The sequence below is a fragment of the Trichococcus shcherbakoviae genome (assembly GCF_963666195.1).
Lineage (GTDB): Bacteria > Bacillota > Bacilli > Lactobacillales > Aerococcaceae > Trichococcus > Trichococcus shcherbakoviae.
The window spans coordinates 2,104,270-2,125,935 of the sequence record NZ_OY762653.1 but is presented as its reverse complement, the minus strand read 5'-3'; the positions used below and the strand labels follow the sequence as shown (position 1 = coordinate 2,125,935).

18 protein-coding genes are annotated in these 21,666 nt (G+C 48.5%); 1 reads left to right on the top strand and 17 read right to left on the bottom strand.

What is annotated here, in order from left to right; genetic code table 11:
* Positions 1-12: 12 nt before the first annotated feature.
* The 15 genes from pstA to ACKPBX_RS10100 form a co-directional block, all read right to left on the bottom strand.
* Complete coding sequence (gene pstA / locus ACKPBX_RS10170) at positions 13-885, bottom strand: phosphate ABC transporter permease PstA (RefSeq protein ID WP_319995282.1); 873 nt, start codon at positions 883-885, stop codon at positions 13-15.
* Positions 885-1,814, bottom strand: a complete 930-nt coding sequence (gene pstC / locus ACKPBX_RS10165; RefSeq protein ID WP_086629396.1) for a phosphate ABC transporter permease subunit PstC — start codon at positions 1,812-1,814, stop codon at positions 885-887. The genes pstA and pstC overlap by 1 nt, the downstream gene beginning before the upstream one ends.
* An 86-nt stretch (positions 1,815-1,900) precedes the next feature.
* Positions 1,901-2,860, bottom strand: a complete 960-nt coding sequence (locus tag ACKPBX_RS10160) for a PstS family phosphate ABC transporter substrate-binding protein (RefSeq protein WP_319995281.1) — start codon at positions 2,858-2,860, stop codon at positions 1,901-1,903.
* 219 nt (positions 2,861-3,079) lie between these two features.
* Positions 3,080-4,840 carry a two-component system histidine kinase PnpS gene (gene pnpS, locus ACKPBX_RS10155; RefSeq protein ID WP_319995280.1) on the bottom strand — a complete coding sequence of 587 codons (1,761 nt, stop codon included), beginning with the start codon at positions 4,838-4,840 and terminating at the stop codon, positions 3,080-3,082.
* The gene (locus ACKPBX_RS10150; protein ID WP_119093860.1) at positions 4,837-5,568 is read right to left on the bottom strand and encodes a response regulator transcription factor; all 732 of its coding nucleotides are present in this window, start codon (positions 5,566-5,568) and stop codon (positions 4,837-4,839) included. The genes pnpS and ACKPBX_RS10150 overlap by 4 nt, the downstream gene beginning before the upstream one ends.
* Positions 5,569-5,925: 357 nt before the next feature.
* Positions 5,926-6,813 (bottom strand): permease-like cell division protein FtsX, encoded by an 888-nt coding sequence (gene ftsX, locus ACKPBX_RS10145; protein ID WP_086629402.1) that lies wholly within the window; start codon positions 6,811-6,813, stop codon positions 5,926-5,928.
* Positions 6,803-7,489 (bottom strand): cell division ATP-binding protein FtsE, encoded by a 687-nt coding sequence (gene ftsE, locus ACKPBX_RS10140; protein WP_086629500.1) that lies wholly within the window; start codon positions 7,487-7,489, stop codon positions 6,803-6,805. The genes ftsX and ftsE overlap by 11 nt, the downstream gene beginning before the upstream one ends.
* A 202-nt stretch (positions 7,490-7,691) precedes the next feature.
* A protein-coding gene (gene prfB / locus ACKPBX_RS10135; protein WP_119093859.1) for a peptide chain release factor 2 occupies positions 7,692-8,808 on the bottom strand; the annotation gives its coding sequence in 2 pieces (ribosomal slippage) (positions 7,692-8,735 and positions 8,737-8,808; 1,116 coding nt in all).
* Between the two features lie 157 nt (positions 8,809-8,965).
* Positions 8,966-11,515 carry a preprotein translocase subunit SecA gene (gene secA / locus ACKPBX_RS10130; RefSeq protein ID WP_086629406.1) on the bottom strand — a complete coding sequence of 850 codons (2,550 nt, stop codon included), beginning with the start codon at positions 11,513-11,515 and terminating at the stop codon, positions 8,966-8,968.
* 252 nt (positions 11,516-11,767) lie between these two features.
* Complete coding sequence (hpf, locus tag ACKPBX_RS10125) at positions 11,768-12,325, bottom strand: ribosome hibernation-promoting factor, HPF/YfiA family (RefSeq protein ID WP_086629408.1); 558 nt, start codon at positions 12,323-12,325, stop codon at positions 11,768-11,770.
* A gap of 126 nt (positions 12,326-12,451) precedes the next feature.
* Positions 12,452-13,141, bottom strand: coding sequence for a ComF family protein (locus tag ACKPBX_RS10120; RefSeq protein ID WP_319995279.1), 690 nt, complete (start codon positions 13,139-13,141; stop codon positions 12,452-12,454).
* Positions 13,113-14,483: an ATP-dependent helicase ComFA gene (locus ACKPBX_RS10115; protein ID WP_140186891.1), complete on the bottom strand. Its 1,371-nt coding sequence runs from the start codon at positions 14,481-14,483 to the stop codon at positions 13,113-13,115. Before ACKPBX_RS10115 ends, ACKPBX_RS10120 begins: the two co-directional genes overlap by 29 nt.
* An 89-nt stretch (positions 14,484-14,572) precedes the next feature.
* Positions 14,573-15,160 carry an RNA 2',3'-cyclic phosphodiesterase gene (thpR, locus tag ACKPBX_RS10110; protein WP_160117121.1) on the bottom strand — a complete coding sequence of 196 codons (588 nt, stop codon included), beginning with the start codon at positions 15,158-15,160 and terminating at the stop codon, positions 14,573-14,575.
* 128 nt (positions 15,161-15,288) lie between these two features.
* On the bottom strand, positions 15,289-16,155 hold the full coding sequence (locus ACKPBX_RS10105) for a fatty acid kinase binding subunit FakB (RefSeq protein WP_119093855.1): 867 nt from the start codon (positions 16,153-16,155) through the stop codon (positions 15,289-15,291).
* A 29-nt stretch (positions 16,156-16,184) separates the two neighbouring features.
* Entirely contained in the window at positions 16,185-17,678 is a 1,494-nt protein-coding gene (locus ACKPBX_RS10100; protein WP_319995278.1) for a UDP-N-acetylmuramoyl-L-alanyl-D-glutamate--2,6-diaminopimelate ligase, read from the bottom strand.
* 159 nt (positions 17,679-17,837) lie between these two features.
* On the opposite strand from ACKPBX_RS10100, the gene ACKPBX_RS10095 reads away from it, so the two are divergent.
* Positions 17,838-18,509, top strand: coding sequence for a YigZ family protein (locus tag ACKPBX_RS10095; RefSeq protein WP_319995277.1), 672 nt, complete (start codon positions 17,838-17,840; stop codon positions 18,507-18,509).
* Between the two features lie 57 nt (positions 18,510-18,566).
* On the opposite strand, the gene ACKPBX_RS10090 is transcribed toward ACKPBX_RS10095, so the two are convergent.
* Entirely contained in the window at positions 18,567-19,664 is a 1,098-nt protein-coding gene (locus ACKPBX_RS10090) for a glycosyltransferase family 4 protein (protein WP_319995276.1), read from the bottom strand.
* A gap of 101 nt (positions 19,665-19,765) precedes the next feature.
* The gene (locus ACKPBX_RS10085; protein WP_319995275.1) at positions 19,766-21,655 is read right to left on the bottom strand and encodes an LTA synthase family protein; all 1,890 of its coding nucleotides are present in this window, start codon (positions 21,653-21,655) and stop codon (positions 19,766-19,768) included.
* Positions 21,656-21,666 lie beyond the last annotated feature (11 nt).

Sequence of the window (21,666 nt, the reverse complement as noted above, 5' to 3'; positions counted from 1 at the left end):
TACCCTCCTATTTTAATAACGCTTCGAGAATTTATTGCGGATATAGATCGCCAGTGAGTTCATGATGACCAACATAAGCATCAATACAATACTTCCTGCTGCAGCGACTGCCTGGAATTCTTCCTGGGGACGTCCTGCCCAGTTGAAGATTTGGATCGGCATTGCCGTGAACCCGGATAAGATGCTTTCCGGAACATAAGCGATAAATGTCATCGCTCCGATCATCAATAGCGGTGCAGTCTCCCCGACCGCCCTTGAAAGAGCCAATATCGATCCGGTAAGGATGCCGGGCACAGCTGCCGGAAGAACGACCGTCCGGATTGTCTGCCATTTGGTGGCACCCATCGCATAAGAGGCCTCATATTGTTCCTTTGGAATGGCGCGAATCGCTTCTTGGCTGGAAACTACGATTACAGGCAAAATCATCAAGCTCATGGTCAAGCCACCCGCCAGTACGCTTCGGCCCATTTCAAGCAAGCGGACGAATACAGTCAGCCCCAAGAGCCCGAAAACAATGGACGGAACGCCGGAAAGATTTGAAATATTCAACTCGATGAAGTGCGTAAATTTATTATCGGGAGCATATTCCTCAAGATAGATCGCCGTTCCGACACCCAGAACGAGTGATACTGGAGCGACTATGGCCATAATCCAGACGGTCCCATAGATGGCAGCCTTGATGCCGGCATCTTCCGCTTTTCTTGATGCATAATTGCTCAAGAAATCCCAATCAAGATAGCTGGCGCCTTGCGAAACGATCCGCATGACCAGGATGGCCAAGACGACGATGCCAAAAAAGGTAGCCAGAAAAAAGAGTCCCTTGAATACGTTATTCAGCATCAGCCGGTTGTTGATTCTTTTGTTGTTCTTTTCTACTAATTTCATCAATATTCCTCCCTAAAACGACGAGACACATAATTCGCCAACAGGTTCATCAGCAAGGTGAAGAGGAACAAGGTCATCCCTACCGCATAGATGCTGTAATAGATAGTTGAACCATATGTGGCATCCCCCATGCTGACCTGAACGATGTAGGAAGTCATCGTCTGGATGGATTCTGTTACATCAAGCGTAAATTTAGGTGTGGAGCCAGCGGCTGTGGATACTATCATCGTTTCGCCAACCGCACGCGAAATTCCCAATACGATAGAAGAGATGATTCCCGACAAGGAACCTGGCAAAATAACTTTAAGCGCCACTTCCAAACGGGTAGCCCCTAAAGCTAAGGCTCCCTCGCGCATTGCATTCGGCACAGCGCCCATCGCTTCTTCCGATAACGACGTGATCTGCGGGATGATCATGATCCCCACGACAATACCCGGGCTTAGCGCATTGAATATCGGCAAGTTCGGGATAAACGTCTGCAGCAACGGGGTAACGAATGTCAAGGCGAAGAGCCCGTAGACTACCGTAGGAACTCCGGCCAAAACCTCCAGAACCGGCTTGACGATTTTTCTGGTCCGTTCGGTTGCATATTCGCTCAAATAGATGGCTGAGGCTAGGCCGAGTGGTACGGCAACTAGCATCGCAACGCCAGCTATCAAGAATGTTCCACTCAATAACGGCAAAATCCCAAAACTGGGATCATTTTTGAAAAAAGGATACCACTCTTTTCCGGTAAGGAATTCCAGGATCGGAACATCGTTGAAAAATGTGAATGTTTCTTTTGCCAACGTAAACACAATCCCGAATGTCGTCAAGATCGAAATGATCGCACAGACCAGAAAAAAAAGAGGCATTGCTTTTTCTGTAAATTGCAAAGATTTTTGTCGTGAACTTTTTTCGTTCATCAAGTCTTTGACAGATTTGGACATATTGATTCTCCTCTAATAAAGATGAGATGCAAGGGAAGCAAAACGCTCGCTTCCCTTACATCCCTTAGTTATTTATTTGGTTTTGTTTATTTCAAGCCTTCCAATGTAGTCAAAGCTTCTTCATAAGATTCAGCCGGAAGTGCTACATAGCCAACTTCAGCTGCCATTTTGGCTGCCATTTCCAATGTGTATTTAGTGAACTCGTAGACATTTTCGTTTTGCAATGACTCGTTCTTCACGTAGATGAACAATGGGCGAGATAGAGGCTCATACGATCCATCTTGAACTGTCGTGTCGTTAGGTGTTACTGCAACGCCTTCACCGTTTACGATCGGAACAGCTTTGACGATGTCACTGTTTTCCAGGAAGTATGCATAACCGAAGTAACCGATAGCATTTGCGGATCCGGAAACACCTTGTACCAAGACATTGTCATCTTCAGATAATGAAGCTGCTTTGTTGATTTGTGCGCCATCCAAGATCACTTCATCAAAGTAATCGTACGTTCCTGAGTCAGTACCTGGGCTGAACAACTCGATTTTCTCTTCTGGCCAGCCTTCACGGACATCCGCCCATGTTTCTACGCCAGTTCCGTCTGTCCAGATCATGGCTAATTCTTCAATAGTCAATTGATCCACCCAGTCGTTATCGCTGTTCACAACTACTGTCAAGCCATCCAAGGCAATTTGGAACTCTGTATATTCGATGCCTGCTTCTTCCAATAAGGCGATTTCTTCTTCTTTGATCGGACGTGAAGCATTACTGATGTCTGTTTCACCTGCGATGAATTTCTCAAATCCGCCACCTGTACCGGATACACCGATAGTAGCTTTGAGGTCCGGATTTGCGATTGAAAATTCTTCTGCTACAGCTTCCATGATCGGGAATACAGTGGAAGATCCATCCACTAAGATACTGTTGCTTGCAGTTGTACTTTCTGTTGCCGCACCGCTTTCTGTAGTTGTGCCATCTCCATTGCCACAAGCTGCCAATGTAGCGCCGATTGTTAAAGCCATTGCGAATTTAGATAATTTGCCAAAGTTCATTTTTTACCATCCTTTATGTTGAGGTTATTTGAACGTCATTGCCTGTTCACAACCCTAATATTAACGGTCTTTTGTTAATTTCCTTGCGGTTTCGTGTAAAGTTTTTGTTGAGTTCCCGTCTTTTTTGTAAATGTTTTGTAAACAGGGCTTCTGAAGGCAAGCAAAAAAGCTCTACAGACGCGTTTCTCGCCTGTAAAGCTTTTGTATTTGAGTCCATTTCTATAGGGGCAACGTAACGGTGAATGTCGTCCCTTTCCCCTGCTTGCTTGCCACAATCACCGTTCCGTTCATGTTTTCCACCAGATACTTCACGATCGACAAGCCTAGACCGGTACCTCCGGAGTTGCGGCTCCGCGCTCTGTCGACGCGATAGAAGCGTTCAAAAACTCTTCCCAGATCGGCTTCAGGTATCCCGATGCCATTATCGGCAACGTGCAGACGCACTTGCTCTGCCGTCTTCTCGACAGTGACCGTGATATGCCCTCCGGCTTGCGTATAGACGACGGCATTGTTGATCAGATTCGCCAGTATTTGCTTCAAGCGGTTCGGATCCGTTTGCAAGGTGACGTAATCCTTTTCGACTAATTCCAGCGTCATATTCTTTTCTTTGACTTTTTGATCGACCAACTGGAATGTCGCCAACACCGCTTCGGAAATATTCACTTCCTGCAGAGCGAGCGGGACTTGGCGCTGTTCCAACTTCGATAGTTCCAATATATCATTCACCAAAAGGTTCAGGCGTGTACTTTCGGCCAAGATGATTTCCAAAAATTGCTTCAGGATGACGGGATCTTCCATTGCACCGTCCAACAACGTTTCAGCGAATCCTTTCAAGGCTGTGACGGGTGTCCGTAGCTCATGGGATGCATTCGCAACAAAGTCGGTACGGACTTTTTCCAACCGTCGGATTTCGCTTATGTCGTAGAGGAGAACGATCAGATTCATTTCGCCCGGCTTCTTGCTTGTGATCGGGACGATATTGGCATCAACGACCCTGTCCTTCGGATAGTAAAAATAAATTTCGTCATTCTGCGGTTCTCTGTAAGTGTAAGCTCGTTCAATCATATGGCTGAGCCCGTAACTGCTTACTGCCTCAACATAGGATTGGCCGACCAATGATTCTTCGCTTTCGCTCAATATTTCCTGCATAGCCGCATTGACCATTGTGATTTCCTTATTCTCATCCAACAGCATCACGCCGATGACCAGATGGTTGATCAACCCCGTAAGCCGTTCATCATTTTGCTTGATCTCGTTCATTTGATTATCCAGACTCTCGGCAAGCTCATTGATGGTTTCTCCCAATTTCTGGAAATCGCCGAAGCCTTTGCCTTTATACCGCGCATCATATTGGTGGTCGGAAAGATTTTTGGCGACATCCATAACGGCATCAATCGGTCTGCCTATGCGTTTCGTCAAAGCATAGGTGAGTATGAACGCTACCACCAAAGCCAATAGGATGAAGACGTAAAGAGACTGCTCGATGCGTTGGCTGACCGTCAAAGCGCTCAGCGGTCTGGATAACCGGATAACCGCAACGATGGTGCCTTCCTCATCATGGATGGGTACAGCTACATAATACAGCTCCTGATTGGTGCTTTCGCTTTTTCTTTGCCCCGTTCCGTACGGCTCCCCGGATAGGACTTCCTGAATTTCTTCCCGTCGCAGATGATTCTCCAGATCAGCCGTAGTGATCTGCGAATCATAAAGCACGACCCCATCGGTATCGACCAAAGTGATCCTGTCTTCCGTGAAAGCATCGATTTTATCCAGTTCTTCTTCAACAAAAAACCAATCACTGCCATCCGCACTGTTTTGGAGCAGTGTACCCACTATTTGAGTCTGTTCAACAAGCAGCTCGCTGTGCAAATTCCGCGTGTAATTCCCTAACACTGTCTCCAGAAATATTCCGAAAGCAACACTGAACAACGCGAAGATCAGCACAAATGTGGCAAGCATCCGCAATTGCAGTTGCTTCATGGCTTAGCTACCTCGAATTTATACCCGAAGCCTCGGACCGTACGGATGTATTGCGGATTTTTGGTATCTTTTTCGATTTTTTCGCGAAGATGGCTGATGTGCACATCGACAATGCGCGTTTCACCCGCATAGTCAAAATTCCAGATGGCATTCAACAACTGTTCCCGGCTCAGGATGCGGTTGGCGCGTTTCGCCATGTAAAGCAACAATTCAAATTCTTTCGGCGTTATTTCGATCAATTCTCCTTCAACATGGACCTCATATAATTGCGGGAAAATAGTGATTTCGCCCACTTCAATTTTTTCTGTCTCATCTTCCGGTAGCACCTGTTGGGCAGTCGCAACCGGTTCAGCCGGAACAGCTTTGTTTGTCCTTCTTAAGATAGCTTTCATCCTTGCCAATACTTCACGTGGGCTGAATGGCTTCGTCATATAGTCATCCGCACCCAACTCAAGGCCGATGATCTTCTCCAACTCATCATCCTTCGCTGTCAAAATCATGATCGGTGTATCAAATTTTTCTTGTCTCAGTCGTTTACAGATATCCATTCCGTCCATTGATGGCAGCATCAGATCCAAAATGATGAAGTCAAAAGGATTCGAGATGGCCAAACGGTAGCCTTCCGCTCCGTCGGTGGCAGTTGTCACCTCGTAGCCGTCTTTTTCCAAGTTGAAAGCCAACAATGTAACGATGGATGGTTCATCATCCACTAACAAAACCTTTTTCATGTGTCCTCCTCTGACCGCTTGGGGTCCGGGCTGGCGAATGCCATCCCATGTAATTTACGAATGTCCATATTCTGAGCGCCTCAGCTTCCTGATCGGCTCGCTTCCTTTTCAGCATACTAAAAATGTTGGAAAACGGCAATTCAGATTTCAGCGGACTATTTGTGTTTTCCAAACGGGAAATCGCCAGAAAGTCCGCTGTAAAGCAGATTCCATCCAGATTTGGGGGATATTCGAGAGCGAAAATAATAATTGCAGCTTGTCGATTTTCAGGGCAAGAACACTGATTCATGCAACAAAAAAAAGGTTCCACCCATACAGTTGTATGACTGGAACCTTTTATGAATACGCTCAATTTGATTAAACTTTCAGGAATCGGCGCATCGAGAATACGGAACCGAATGCTCCGATAAAGATGCCGATGCCTACCATCAAAAGACTGATGTAGACCAGGAATGGATTCGGAGTCAAAAGACCGAAGTTTGTTCCTGCCAAGTAGTCCCCACTCACATCAAAGATGAACCGGTAAAGGAACACGAGGAAAGTCATGGGAATCAGTGCCCCTATCAATCCGATAATGGCTCCTTCAATCAGGAAAGGCCATCTGATGAAGCTGTTTTTTGCGCCCACCAAACGCATGATTTCGATCTCCGTGCTGCGGGAGAAGATGGTGATTCGGATTGTGTTGGAAATCAGGAATACGGCAACCAACAACAAGCCGATGATGATGACGAGCCCGATTGTACGGATCGTCGCAATCGTCTCGAACAATTTATCAGCTGTGGCACCGCCGTATTCGACCTGAGTGACATACTGCATGGCGGATGCTGCTTCAGCTACCGCTTTCGTCTGCTCCGGAGCCGTCGTATTCAGGACATACGCATCATACAACGGATTGGCATCCCCACCGAACAGGTCGAACTCATCGCCGTAGCTGCCGATGATCTTATCCAATTCTTCGTCCTTGCTTGAGAAAGTGATGGATTCCACATTGGCGATGTTCTCCAGTTCCGTCTTCAGTGCTTCCTGCGCGGCCGGATCAGCCGCCAAATCGATGTAAACTTTTACACTTACATCATTTTCGACGTCTGAAGCCAATTTGTTCACGTTCAAGAGAATTCCGGTAAAGGAGCCCACAAGCAGCAAAGTCAGCGCCACCGCACTGATTGAGGCTATCGACATCCAGCCATTCCGGAACAGGCTTTTGAACGCATCTCTTATGTGTCTCATAAATGTTCTAAATTTCATATCCATATTCTCCTTCTTGTTGATCTCGGACAATACGGCCATTCTCTATTGCTAATACACGGTGTTTGATGTCATTAACGATTTGGCTGTTATGGGTTGCCATCAGGATCGTTGTTCCTTGGTTGTTGATTTCTTCCAGAATACGCATGATTTCCATCGACGTATCCGGATCCAAGTTACCTGTAGGCTCATCCGCAATCAGGACGCCTGGCATGTTCGCAATCGCACGCGCAATCGCAATCCGTTGCTGCTCCCCACCAGAAAGTTCATTCGGGAACATCCGGACTTTGTGCTTCAGTCCAACCAAATCAAGCACTTCCAATACGCGCTTCTGGATGACTTTCGGACTTTTTTCGACTACTTCCATCGCGTAGGCGATGTTTTCATAAACGGTCAGTTTCGGTAATAGTTTGAAATCCTGGAAGACTACGCCCACAAAACGGCGCAACAATGGGATTTCCTTTTCCTTCATGGTCGTTAAATTATATTTGCCTACTTGAACTGTTCCTGAGGATGGTTTTACTTCGCGGTACATCATTTTGACAAAGGTTGATTTGCCGGCTCCACTGGGGCCTACAATATAAACAAATTCCCCTTGCTCGATCTTCACGCTCAGATTATTGACCGCCGTAATGCCGTTGTTGTATTTCTTAGAGACATTCAGCATTTCAATCATTTTATCACCTGTCTTTTCTTTTTTTCCTTGCTGCAGCTCTGAAAGCTTCAGAGGCCGCAAGAATGCTTCCCTATTATAGCACGTTGTGTAAATATGTCTGTTTTAGTTTCTTTACAAGTATGTGTCAATAGTTTCTCAGAAGTCCAGCTGAATCCTCATTATTCGTGCTCATGTCTGGCCATTTTCCATTTCGTTGCGGATCTTAAAGCTCTTCCTGATCCATCGTCATTTTCAGATAAGCATCGATAAAGGCGTCCAGATCGCCGTCCATGACGGCCTGCACGTTCCCCGTTTCATAGCTGCTTCTGTGGTCCTTGACCATGGAATACGGATGGAATACGTAAGAACGGATCTGCGAACCCCAACCGATTTCTTTTTGCTCTCCGCGGATGGCTGCCAGTTCTTTTTCGCGCTCTTCCTCTTGCAGTTGATACAGTTTGGCCTTCAGCATCCCCATAGCGGTGTCCCTGTTCTGGAATTGGGAACGTTGCGCCTGGCTCGCCACAACAACGCCGGTCGGGATGTGCGTAATCCGAATGGCTGAAGATGTTTTGTTGATATGCTGTCCGCCCGCTCCACTCGCGCGGTAGGTGTCCACACGGATGTCATCCGGATTCACTTCTATCTCCGTATCGTCCGCAGCTATTTCCGGCATCACGTCGATCGAACAAAACGAGGTATGTCTTCTTCCTGCAGAGTCAAACGGCGAAATGCGGACCAAACGGTGCACGCCTCTTTCCGAACGCAGGTAGCCATAAGCATTCAACCCTTTGATAAGGATCGTTACGCTCTTGATGCCTGCTTCATCCCCGCTTTGATAATCCAGCGTCTCCACGTCAAAGCCTTTTTTATCAGCCCAACGTGTATACATGCGGAAAAGCATGCTTCCCCAATCCTGTGATTCCGTTCCGCCAGCACCTGGATGGATTTCCAAAATGGCGTTGGATTTGTCGTGCGGTCCGTTCAACAGCATCGTCAATTCATATTTTTCCAGCGCTTCCGTAAATTCTGTCGTTTTTTCGTTCAATTCTTCCAGGTATTCCGGATCTTCATCCTCTTTCACCATTTCATACAAGACTTCAAGGTCTTCATACTGCGCTTCCAAACTCTTGAACGTATTGTAGACTACCTTTAATTGGTTCGATTGGTTGATGACTTCCTGCGCCGCTTCGGCATTGTTCCAGAACTCAGGATCCAGCATGCGATCATCGAATTCCGCGATATCCGTCTCCAGGCCATCTAAGTCAAAGAGACCTCCTGAAGCTTGAGATTTTTGTTTCTGAACTTTCCAATATTGCTTTGATTTCACTTAATTCCATATGATTTCCTCCTAGATTCGACAAAAGAAGGATGGGTCGGGATAAAAACAAACTACTGTTTTCATCCCGACCCTCCTCGATTGGCGTTGTATCCGATTAGTGTGTGATTGATTCGGTTTTGCTGGTTGAAGTGTGGCTTGCTTGTGTCGCTTCCGGCTTATTCTTCGGTAGGCGACTCTTGTTTACCAGCTGCTTCAGCCGCTTGTTTGGCTTTTTGGATTTCCATCAGTTTTTGCATTCTCATTGCGGCGATCTGGGCTCTGCGCGCTTGTTCCTGTTGCTCCGTTTGGGAAGCGACTGTCTCACGCGTCGGCATGATGTTCGAGCCTTGGCCTACTGATTGTCGTTGCAGGTTTTGGCGGATTTCTGATTTCATCACGATACGGGTAACATCATAGTCGATGGTGGCAATCATTTCCTGGAAACGATCATAGCCTTCGGTTTGGTACTCTGTCAACGGATTGTTCTGTGCGTATGAACGCAAGCCGATCCCTTGGCGCAGCTCATCCATATTGTCGATGTGATCGGTCCATTTGCTGTCCACGACCCGCAGTATGACGACTTTTTCAAACTCCAAAATCTGTTCTGGACTCAGTTGTGACTCTTTGGTCCGGTAGACTTCCATTGCGCGTTCCACCAAATATTCCTCGATTTCATGCGCAGTTTTGCCTTCCAGATCGGCCAAGCTGATGCTGTCGGGATGCACGAGGGCAGCTCCGGCAAAATCGCGGATCCCTTGCAGGTTCCAAGTCGTTTTTTCCCCGATGGTATGCGTTTCGACCACACGCGCAATCGCACGTTTAATCATGGCTGTTGCAACATACTTCAGCGATTCGGTTTCATTGATGACCTCCAGACGCTGTCCATAAATGATTTCACGCTGTTCGCGCATGACTTCATCGTATTCCAATACGTTTTTACGGGTATCGTAGTTGTTGCCTTCCACTCGTTTCTGGGCGGATTCCACTTGTTTGGAAAGCATTTTGCTTTGGATGACCACATCTTCCGCTTCATCATCCAAATTCAATTTGCTCCAGACTTGCTGGATGCGTTCCGATCCGAAACGTCTCATCAAGTCATCTTCCAGCGACAGGTAAAATTGCGTTTCGCCGGGATCCCCTTGGCGTCCGGAACGTCCACGCAGTTGGTTGTCGATCCGGCGTGATTCATGGCGTTCGGTACCGATGACGCAGAGACCGCCTAATTCCTTGACGCCTTTACCCAGCTTGATGTCGGTACCACGACCGGCCATGTTAGTGGCGATTGTGACGGCTCCGGGTTGACCCGCACCGATGATGATTTCAGCTTCCCGGAAATGGTTTTTGGCATTCAATACTTGGTGCGGAATATTTTCTTGACGCAGCATATCCGAAAGCAGCTCAGATGTTTCCACGGCTACAGTACCGACAAGGATCGGTTGTCCTTTGGCATGACGCTCTTTGATGTCGCCGACGACAGCCCTAAATTTGCTCTTCAAGGATGGGTACAACAAATCCGGAAAGTCATTACGGACGATCGGTCTGTTTGTAGGAATCGAAATGACATTCATGTTGTAGATTTCCCGGAATTCTTCTTCTTCCGTTTTAGCCGTACCGGTCATACCGGACAGTTTTTTGTACATACGGAAATAGTTCTGGAAAGTGATGGTAGCCATCGTTTTCGATTCATTTTCGATTTCGACGTTCTCTTTCGCTTCGATGGCTTGGTGAAGTCCGTCCGAGTAACGGCGTCCTTCCATGATCCGGCCTGTGAATTGGTCGACGATTTTTACTTTTCCGTCTTCCACTACATAATCGATATCCAGAAGCATGATGAAGTTCGCGCGCAAAGCTTGATCCAAATGATGCACCAAGCGGGTATTATCCACATCGTACAAGTTCGGCAAGTGGAACGTTTTTTCGGCTTTTTCGATGCCTTCATCCGTCAATGCGATCGATTTGGATGTCAGATCGATCGTATAGTCTTCGTTCTCTTTCAATCCTTTGATGAAGAAATCGGCTCTGTTATAGAGTGCTGTCGATTTTTCGGCTTGTCCGGAAATGATCAATGGTGTACGGGCTTCATCGATCAAGATCGAATCTACCTCATCGACAACCGCAAAGTTAAGCGGACGCTGCACCATTTGATTTTTGTAGACGACCATATTGTCACGCAAATAATCGAAGCCCAATTCATTATTGGTGCTGTAGGTGATGTCGCAGTTATAGGCATCTCTTTTTTCTTCCGAAGACTTGCCGTTCGTGTTCAAACCAACAGTCAACCCCAGAAAACGGTACAATTCACCCATTTCGACAGCATCTCGGCTTGCCAAATATTCATTGACGGTGACAACGTGGACACCTTCGCCTGATAAGGCGTTCAGGTAAACCGGCATCGTCGCGGTCAAGGTTTTACCTTCACCGGTCTTCATTTCGGCGATATTGCCTTTATGCAGGGTAAGCCCCCCCATAATTTGCACTTTGTAAGGGTACAGCCCCAAGACGCGTTTTGCGCCTTCGCGGACTACTGCAAATGCTTCAGGCAGCAGGTCATCCAAAGACTCCCCTTTTTTATAGCGTTCTTTGTACGATTCGGTCAGTTCGCGCAATTCTTCATCATCCAAAGCGGCCATTCGATCCGCGTAGGAGATGACCTTATCCGCTACTCCTTCCAAGGAACGTAGCTCTTTCTTATCATTCTCGATGAGTTTCTTTAAAAAGTTGGCCATTCTATATCTCCTCTTGCTGTCTGATTTCATTCCAGCAATCATTTTCACTGGGTATGTATGCGTGTATATGTTCTTCGTTGCTGCTGCAAAAATAATTCTTTTATCTCTACTATTCTATCATTACTTTTAATTAATGTGAACTACTCACCGTCAACAAAACCTTGCATCGGATGCTTATCGATGCATCCGGTGACAGCCCCTGCACTCAAAAAAGCCCCCCGCCGTTTAGGGCGGGGGACGTTATTTTCGGATTTAGTCGGTTTCGATCAGACCGAATTTGCCGTCTTTTCGGCGGTACACGATACTTGTGCCGTTCGTTTCAGCATCTTCGAAGATAAAGAAGTTGTGTCCAAGCATATTCATCTGCAATACAGCTTCTTCACTGTCCATCGGTTTGAGGGAAAGACGTTTAGTGCGGACGATTTCAAGCGGATTCTCATCGTCTTCCATTTTTTCTTCGATCAGATTCGGCTCGTTACCGATATCAAATCCTCTCTCTCTGGATTTGCGATGAATCTTCGTCTTGTACTTACGGACTTGGCGTTCAAGTTTGTCCACGACCAAATCGATGCTTCCGTATAAATCATTGGAAGTCTCTTCGGCTCTTAAAACCAGGAAAGGTAGCGGAACCGTAACTTCCACCTTAGCAGATTTTTCGGCTGGGAATGGATATACTTTCAAGTTGACATGCGCAGTTGTTTCTGGCACGTTGCCAAAGTATTTTTCCAGTCTGCCTAATTTTTTCTCGGCGTAGCTGCGGATCGGTTCTGTAACCTCAATATTTTCTCCTCGGACATTATACTTAAACATAGCACTCTCTCCTTTCGTCTGACGCATTGTCAGATAAAGACAACCCTCACCTATGGACCACTCATAGGGGGTTTCTTTAACTTCATTATAATGTAAGCGCCTTAATATTTCAATGTTTATGATTTATTATCTTGCGATCGTAATCGAACGAACCGATCTGAAGCCATACTTGTACAGGAGGTTTTTCGCGTGGTAGAGCGTTCTTCCGGTAGTGTAGACGTCATCAAAAAGAATTATTTCCTGCTGAAGATATTTTTCGTGCCCGTCCCGCAACGAAAATGGTTGCGCCGTCAGCAGTCGTTCCTGCCTGTTTTTTTCGGATTGTTTCCCCCCGGCATGCTGGTTTCCCAAGAATTGCACGTAGCAGATTCCTGCCTGTTTCAGCATCTCTTCGCATTGGTTGAAACCCCGTTCCTCGTAACTGGCTAATGATATCGGCAACGGGAGGAATAGCCCTTTTGGATGCGCCCTTTGGAAAGCCTGCAGATCATTCGTGAAGGCACCGGCAAGACGGTAATCGCCTTGAAACTTGTAGCGTTGCAGCCAGTCCTTCACAATGCCGGTATAGGCATAGCAGGCATGATGCGCGATCGGCAGTTTCGGATAACTGCAGGTCCAGCTTCGGCAGTCCTCGCACCACTCAATGGTTGCTTGCGGCCGCATGCAGCCCGGGCAGCACGTTTGAGCGACTAAACGCGGCAACTTTTCGTCGCAGGATCGGCAGATTGTTCCGTAAGCTTTTTTCCCGAAGCTGAAAAGCTCCTGGAGAGTCAAAACTTCGCGGATTTCATTTTGGCAAAACAGACACTGGCCCATTCAGCAGCCCCCTTCTTCCAGCATCCCGGTTCATCGAGCGTATCTGCCGAACCGCGCCTTGGATGGCTTTCGTTTCGCCAGCATGGGCAAAACAGACCCACCCCGTCGGAAAGTCTTTGTGCCTGCCTGCCCTGCCAGCAATCTGCACCAACGAGGCTTCCGTGAAGACCCGATCTTCCGCACCGAGCACGATCACATCGATATCCCTGAAAGTCACGCCGCGCTCCAATATGGTCGTCGTCATCAAAAAATCATATTCCTCCGCCCGCATCCTTTTCACTTTCTCCTCACGGTCAGGGTCGCTCGCCGAAACGCAAGTGAAATGCTTGTCCGGAAAAAGTTCCCTCAACCATCCGTCCAGCTCTTCCATCAGTTGGATATGCGGCAAAAAAAGCAGAAAGCGTCGCTTCTTTTGGAGCTGCCTTCGGATCAATGTAAGGAATCGGGCTGTTTTCTTTTTGTTGATGGCCTTGCGCCAATCACCGACCCACCGACACTCTGGTTCGGGCAACGCAAAGCCGTGATAGCGGGCAGGCAAGACAGTCGCTTCCAATTTGCCGCGCTTGATGTCATTTTGCATGACAACTGAAGGCGTTGCCGTCAAATAAACCAGCGCGCTCGCTTTTTTTCTGGATTTTTGCGCCCCGAATTGCAAGCTCGCATCGTTGTGGTATGGGAAAGAGTCGATTTCGTCGATGATCAGGAGATCGAACGCTTCCCGGAAACGCAGCAATTGATGGGTAGTGGCAATTACAAGCGGCGTGTAGCTGTAGCCCTCCTCCTTGCCTCCATAGAGCAAAGCCAAAGGGACGGCCGGGAATGCCTGCTTGATCCGTGGGGCCAGTTCCAGACAAACGTCCACACGCGGGGACGCCAGGCAGACTCTCCCGCCTTTGCCCAAACAGGCTGCAATCCCTTCAAAAATCATCTCGGTCTTCCCGGCACCGGCAACGGCCCAGATCAGGCGTGTCCCTTCACAAAGGACCGTTCCCACGATTTCTTCAGATGCACGATTCTGTTCCGAAGACAACTGGCCCTTCCATTGCAGAATCGGTTCCTGGGGCCATGCGAACGAGTTGGTTTCCGGCAGATGATGGAGAATTGTGCAGCTTTTGATTTTCCCCATGTTCAGGCAACTCAAGCAATACTGACAAGCAGCTCCGCAAGAACATGGCGCTACCTGCATCTTTTTCCTTTCTTGGTTTCCGCAGCGGGCACAGGTCAACTTCCCGTTTGCGCTGACCAAACCGGGCCGCTTCTCAGTCAGAGCCAACAGCGCTTCGTCTGCGCTGCGGCACTCGCTCCTCGTCAACTCCCTGCCGTACAGTTCCTTCCCGTCCATGCCATCCTCCCCTTCCCTGGATAGCATACGCAAAAAAAGCCGCCACTCTTCCGCTGTTTATGCGAAGAATGGTGGCTTTCTGTTTCCGGTCAGGGATTTGTTTGTTTGCTGGAAATCGTCCGGCTTGTCTGACCATGGAACGGGAAATCAGCAATCGGGCGATAAACCAGCTTTCCGTTCACCCGCACACTTTCAAACAGCGTCAGCGCGGTGACCGGGATTTTCTGGTCAGAGGGCAGCGGCACTTTGCATAAATCTTCCCACTCCTGCGACAGCACAATCCCCCGACCGAGCGTAAGGTGCGGAATGAAGGCAACCTCGTCCGCGACTGTCGTTGCTTCCCCCAAAAGTTCCGCGTTAAGCTGATCATAGACTTGATGGAGCTGTCTGCTTTCTTTTATGCCCAGCCAGATGATCCACTTATTTTTTTTAAAAAAATTACCCAATCCCGCGGTTTCAATCTGGAAGGGACCCTGTTCTTGTGTGCAGCGGGCCAGCGCCGTTTCGATCGCACATTTCTGTTCCGGATTCACTTCCCCGATAAAACGCATCGTCAAATGAAAGTTATCCGGATCCGTGAATGATCCTTTGAGGCTGGCACGCTTCACTTCTTCCTGAACGGCCCCCAGTTGTTCTTTGATGGATTCAGGCAATCTGACGCCGATAAACACTCTCACAACAGCACCCCACAATCCGTTTTATATAAAAAAGCTCAAAAAATTTTCCCAAGAAAAAAACTGGAAGGACAGGACCCCAATGGCCCTTCCTTCCAGATGAATGTATGATTGCCGCAAATATTTGTTGCCTATATCGGATAGCTCAATTCTGTGTCTTCCGTCCAGGTCAGCCCCAGCGCACCCTCACCCAAATGCGTCCCGATGACAGGGCCGAAATAACTCAATTCGAAGCGGATGTCCGGAAATTTTCCTTGGAGATGCTCCAGCCAATCTTGCCCTTTTTCAGGAATATTGCCATGGATGACGGTTGCGATGATCGGATAATCAGCCTTTGAAACCGTCTGGCCCAACAGTTCTTCGATCCTTCGCAATGCCCTTGCATTGGTCCTGATTTTTTCGAAAACGACTATCTTTTTGTCCGAGAAATGCAAGACCGGTTTGATTTTCATGATGGAGCCGATGACAGCCGCCCCACCGGATAATCTGCCGCCGCGCTGCAGGTTCATCAGATCGTCCACCATAAAGTAAGCGTGGGAACGTTTTTTCATATGATCCAATCTCGCCATGATCTGCCCCGGCTCAATGCCGGCAGAAGCCAACCTTGCAGCCTCCAAGACGAAGCGGGCCTGCACATAACAGCTTATTTCAGAATCGAAGGCATGGATGTTGAATTCCGGATATTCCCTGCTTAGAGCGGCAGCATTCTGGTAGGTGCCGCTGATGCCGCTTGAGAGATGGATGCTGATGATCGCATCATGTTCCTTCGCCAATTCTTCATACAACTGATGCATGGCACCCACTGCTGGTTGGGAGCTTTTTGGGAAATCGCCAGATGATTTCATCAAGGCATAAAAATCCTCAGCAACCAGATCTATTTCTTCTTCATATGATTTTTCTCCGATATTCACGACTAATGGCAGCATATGAATATGGTGCCGCTGGCGTATGTCGGCCGTCAGATAAGCGGTACTGTCCGTAACTACTGCAATTTTCATGGAAAATCCTCAAACTTTCTGCTCGTTATTTAGCTTAACCGCTCGTTGCGCAATTCAATCGCTTCAGCCGCCACTTCACTGTCCAACAGGCGGATCATTCTGCCTCTGTCGTTGTAGTCAGCCTCGTGTCCGCGCCCCAGCAGGATGACCGTATCTCCCGGTTCTGCGATGGCGATGGCATGCTGGATGGCTTCCTTGCGGTTTTCGATGTATTCATAGTTGTCTTTTTCGATGCCGGCAAGCATCATCGCGATGATCTGTTCCTGCGGTTCTTTCCCGGTATCGTCCGTCGTCAGGACCACATAATCGGAAAGTTCCGTACCGATGCGGGCCATGATCGGGCGTTTTTCATGCTCCCGTTCCCCAGCGCCGCCGAAAACGGAAATGACTCTGCCTTGGGTGAATTCGCGCACCACACTCAATACTTTTTCCATCGCGTCGGGCGAATGGGCAAAGTCGACATAGACGCCGATGTCGCTCGCGCCAGGGACAATCTCCAATCTGCCGGTGACACCAGCCAATGACGCTACCGCTTTTGTTGCATCCTCCAACGGAATGCCCACTGCGTAAACAGCCGCCAGCGCAGCCAATGTATTGGAGACATTAAAGAGCCCCACCAAGTTCGTCACGACCGGATAACGTTCCCCATTTACGACCAGATCGAAGCGGGTCTGCGTCCGGCTGTATGTGATATCCGTTGCGAAGAAATCAGCCGTTTCATCCTTCACGCTGTAAGAAATGACTTCTGCCGCCGTAGCGATGCGGTAGCTGTGGATCGTTTCATCATCCGCATTCAGTACCGCCGCTTTCGTCCGTCCGTTTTTGCGGCCGTTCCCCAATTGGGAGAAGAGCAGCTTTTTCGCTTCGGCATAGGCTTCCATCGTGTGATGGAATTCCATATGTTCATGCGTCAGGTTCGTCATGATCGCGACATCTAGATCAAGCCCCCATGCCCTGCCCATTTCCAAAGCGATCGAGGACAGTTCCAGCGTGAAGTATTCCGTCTCCTTCTCAGCCATAAGGTGCAGGGCCTTTTGCATCGTGATGCTGTCTGGCGTCGTGTTTTTCGTTTTGTGCACCTCGTCGCCGATATGCATTTCGATGGTGCCCATCAGGCCGGTTTTTTTGTCCATCGCCTTCAGGATGGCTTCCACCAAGTAGGTTACCGTCGTCTTTCCGTTTGTCCCCGTGACGCCGATGACTTTCATCGCCTCGCTCGGATAAGCATAATAATGATTCGCAAGCAGACTCATCGCTTTGCCCGTATCCGGAACATATACGACCGGGACAGATGCTGCCACTTTTTCAATGTCCCTATGGGCGACAATCAAGCCGGCACCATTGGCGACCGCCGTCTCAACGTAATTGTGGCCATCGACTTGCGTACCGTCGATGCAGATAAACAGATCCCCCGATTGGATATCGCGGGAATCCTGACTGATTTTTCCAATATTCAAAGCGGGATCCAAGCTCCCGACAATTTTTTTCATTTTGAGTACATCGATTAAATCTGTAGCTTTCACGCAGATCACCTTTCCATCGACCCCTGTGGCCGTTTGGTCTATTCCATCTAACAATACCACAAATGGAAATGTTCGGAAAGTCCCTTTCCTTGTTCGTGGCCTGTCATCCGAGCGTCTCTGTGGTAAAATGAGAATAAAAAAACTTGGAGGGGAAAGGATATGCTGACAACCTATCACACTATCGCAGAGAGCGGCGTTACAGAAATCATCATCAAGGGTTCCCGCTTCATCTGCAGCCTCAAACGTGTCCATTCCGAGGACGAGGCCAAAGACTTCATCCAAGCCGTCAAAAAAGAACATTGGAAAGCTACGCACAACTGTTCCGCTTACCTGATCGGCGACCAGAACGAAATCCAGCGCGCCCATGACGACGGCGAGCCATCCGGAACAGCCGGCGTCCCGATGCTGGAAGTGCTCAAGAAAAACGAGCTGCGTTACGTCGCAGCCGTCGTCACCCGCTATTTCGGCGGGACAAAGTTGGGGGCCGGCGGATTGATCCGCGCATACAGCCGATCCGTGTCGACCGCACTGAAGGACATCGGCATCGTTGTCCGCAGCCTCCAGACAAAAGTCGGCTGCATCGTTTCCTATGCCGCATACGGAAAATTGGAGAATTACTTGGCGCAGTCGCCCTACACTCTGATTGAGGCCCAATACACCGACCAGGTTTGTTTTTTGTGCGGCATCCCTGCTGAGGACATCAGCCGTTTCCAGGATGCTGTTACGGATGTCATGAACGGCCGTGTCGTCTTTGAAATCGGCGAAGAGGAGTACGTGGAGCGTCCGGTCTCCCCAGCTTACGACGAAGCTGATGAAGGCGAAATTGAATAAATTTTGAATAAAAAAATGAACAAGCGCGTGATAGCCTATTTGGCTTTCATGGCTTGTTCATTTGTTTTTGTCGTCCTTTTCCCTCAAAAGGCGATACAATGTCTTGCGCAACTTGGAGCGGTTGCTGTCCAACAAATTGAAGGAAGCGATGAAGAGCATCACGCCGTAAATCAAACCTAATCCTAAAACTACCGTCCCCCAGAATGAAGAAATTGGGAACAGGATAGCAGTCAAAGAAAAGATGATCGCCAACGCGTAGATGACCAAAACGGTCTGACGATGCGTAAACCCTAAGCGCAGCAAACGGTGGTGCAGGTGGCTTTTATCCTTCGCGCTGATGGACCGCTTATGCAAGGTCCGGCGAAGGACGGCGGCAATCGTGTCAGTCAACGGAACTCCGAGAATGGCCACCGGTATCAGGAGCGATACGAAGGTGGCATGTTTCAAGTCGAACAAGGACAGTACCGCAATCATAAAGCCTATGAACAACGATCCAGTATCCCCCAAGAAAATGGAGGATGGATAAAAGTTGAACGGCAAAAAACCCAACAGGCTCGCAACCAAAAGGAAAATCATGGCGACGTTGATGACACCCATATTATCGGTGAAAAAATAACTGACGAGGCCCATCGTCGAAAGTGAGATGATCGAAGTGCCCGTTGCCAGCCCATCCAGCCCATCCATCAGATTCACTGCATTCGTGATGACCACAATCCACAGCATCATCACCAAGTAACCCGCTTCATGGAATTCGATCGTCCCGAAATAACTAAGTGTCAGGCTGTCTATTTTGATGCCCGAAAAAAAATACAGGACGTTCGCTGCAGAAAGGATACCAATCATTTTTTGCCAAGGCCTCAAATCATAATAATCATCGATGATTCCCGTGACTAGTATGATTAACGAACTCAAAAAAATGATGCCCGCAAAGCCCGAACGAACATTCAGTGGGATCCCTAGAAAATAGGCACCCCAAAAAGCCAAGAATATGGCTACGCCTCCCATCGTCGGCGTCTCCTTGATATGCACTTTCGCTTTGGTTGGCTTATCCGTCCAGCGGAACCGTCTCGCTGCCGCTCGGAAAAGATAGGTGAACAACATACTCACCAATATCGTAGTACAAAAAAGGAGTACAAAACGTATAATAAACCTCACCGGACCCCTCCTTTCACCCTGTATTTCCTTAATCATAGGCGATTCCGGTCCTACTTGCAAATCCCACTCCCACAAAAGGCGCTAGGATGGGGCAAACTGTTTTAATCGTTCATTTTAAAAAAACCGTTTGATTCTGCGTACCGGTTTCCGGTGGTCGTGTCGTACTGAATCAGATCATAATCCGCTAACAGGCTTCTGGCCTGATCGGACAGTTCCTCTGGGCTCGAGACATATTCACCGGTATCGCCATTCACATACAGCGTCTTTTCGAAAGCCGGCACCTGTTCCTGCAGTTCCATCAACAAGGCTTCAAAAGCCGTGACACGGCTGCCGCTCAACTCCAGCACTTCCGGGAAGAAATAGATGGGACTGGTGACGCCCAAATCCTTTTGGGATTCTTCCGTGTTGCTGTAGACGAACATAGGCGTCTCATGCATATTTTGGATCGTATTCAGCGCATAAAGATCCTCTCCGAAAACGCTCGGCCAATGATCCCCCCAAAACACGACGACGGTCGGCTCATCCCACTCCTGGAGAGCGGCCAACAGATCCGCCAATGCTTGATCGCTGTACTGCAGATCCTGCAGATAGTTCCGGATTGTCTGGCTGCCTATGCCGGTTTCAGCAGCAGATGGCGTTACCGTGTATTTGTTTTGATAAGGGGTATGGTTCTGCATCGTCACCAAATGGATAAAATCTTTTTCCTCACTGGCTTTCAGGATATCCTTTATTTCAGCGTATGCGGCTGCATCCGAGATATACGGATTGGTATCCAACTTTTCCGTATTTGTCATCGTGTCCTCGTAAAGAAAAGAATCGAATCCCAAAGTCTCATAGTTCTCCAACCGCTTATACATGGTCGTATTGTAGGGATGGATCGCTGTGGTACGGAAGCCGGCTTCTTCCAAACGGGACACGACGGAAGGGAAATCATCTTGCGAAGACAGGAACTGCGTATAGGGCGTCGTGATGTTCGCAGCGAACGGCTCCATCGAAAAACCTGTCAATGCCTCAAATTCGATATTGGCGGTTCCGCCGCCATAGCCTTGGGACAACAGTTCGCCGCTGTAGCTTGTTTCCATCAAGCCTCTCGTGAACGGAATCGGATCGCTTTGCAGATCCAATCCTTCCAATTCAAGCGGGTCCGCAAAACTTTCATTCATGATGTAGATGACATTCGTTTCGGGAAACGCTGCGGTTCTTTCTGCGTTGATTTCGTCAGCAAGTTGCTGATAGGTTGCCTTCAACTCATCGATCTTTTCCTGTGAATAATCCGTCGACAGCTCCATCGGTGCAGCCGAAAGGTTGTATAGGAAGCCGGCCACAAAGCCGGTGTTGTAATAGTTCATTTGTTGGCTGTACGGGATCCAATAAGCCGTCCGGTCATAGGCTTTCTTCAGCAGGTTGCCTTCCTGCTGGAACTGGCCAGCATAGCAGAGCGCCATGCTTGTTGTTATGAGAATCGGCAGGCGTGATTTCCATCCCAATTTCACGGTTTTCTTGGACTTGTCCTGACGCAGGGAATAAAGTATGAATGCCAGAAACAGCAGGAACACAAAGCTTAGTGCCGCCAATGTCCGGCCGTTCAGCATCTCCAAAAGGAAGCTGGCCTCCGTCAGCATCTTCAAGTCGCTCGGATAAACGGGCTCGTTCCGCTGCAGCATCTTTTCATAGGTCGCCATCCCGAGGATTCCTCCCGACAGCAACAGCAGTGCGTTTGCCCAGCGGATGTTCCCCACCAAGGCCCAAAGCCATAGCCCCAGCGTCACTAATACACCCGTGCTGATCAGGAACTTCTCGGTATGCCATGCAAATACAAAATTCACGACCAATCCGGCATCCAGATCATTTTGAGCCCATTGAATATAGAGATGGACCAAGAATACAGTCGCCAACAAGCTAAAGAAGTGCAAGAGCAGGAGGTGCCCCCTGCTCTTGCACTGCAGCTCTTGTTTATCTTTCATCATTTTAAATTTTTTGCTGATTTTCACTGTACAACCCC

Coding starts and splice junctions, on each gene's coding strand:
- ftsE (WP_086629500.1), bottom strand. CDS start 7,489: ATGATTGAAATGCTGAATGTCTCTAAGAAATACAACAACGGCATTACG.
- ACKPBX_RS10120 (WP_319995279.1), bottom strand. CDS start 13,141: ATGGGCCAGTGTCTGTTTTGCCAAAATGAAATCCGCGAAGTTTTGACT.
- ACKPBX_RS10095 (WP_319995277.1), top strand. CDS start 17,838: ATGCTGACAACCTATCACACTATCGCAGAGAGCGGCGTTACAGAAATC.
- ACKPBX_RS10160 (WP_319995281.1), bottom strand. CDS start 2,860: ATGAACTTTGGCAAATTATCTAAATTCGCAATGGCTTTAACAATCGGC.
- ACKPBX_RS10105 (WP_119093855.1), bottom strand. CDS start 16,155: ATGAAAATTGCAGTAGTTACGGACAGTACCGCTTATCTGACGGCCGAC.
- pnpS (WP_319995280.1), bottom strand. CDS start 4,840: ATGAAGCAACTGCAATTGCGGATGCTTGCCACATTTGTGCTGATCTTC.
- ACKPBX_RS10150 (WP_119093860.1), bottom strand. CDS start 5,568: ATGAAAAAGGTTTTGTTAGTGGATGATGAACCATCCATCGTTACATTG.
- secA (WP_086629406.1), bottom strand. CDS start 11,515: ATGGCCAACTTTTTAAAGAAACTCATCGAGAATGATAAGAAAGAGCTA.
- ftsX (WP_086629402.1), bottom strand. CDS start 6,813: ATGAAATTTAGAACATTTATGAGACACATAAGAGATGCGTTCAAAAGC.
- pstA (WP_319995282.1), bottom strand. CDS start 885: ATGAAATTAGTAGAAAAGAACAACAAAAGAATCAACAACCGGCTGATG.
- hpf (WP_086629408.1), bottom strand. CDS start 12,325: ATGTTTAAGTATAATGTCCGAGGAGAAAATATTGAGGTTACAGAACCG.
- ACKPBX_RS10115 (WP_140186891.1), bottom strand. CDS start 14,483: ATGGACGGGAAGGAACTGTACGGCAGGGAGTTGACGAGGAGCGAGTGC.
- pstC (WP_086629396.1), bottom strand. CDS start 1,814: ATGTCCAAATCTGTCAAAGACTTGATGAACGAAAAAAGTTCACGACAA.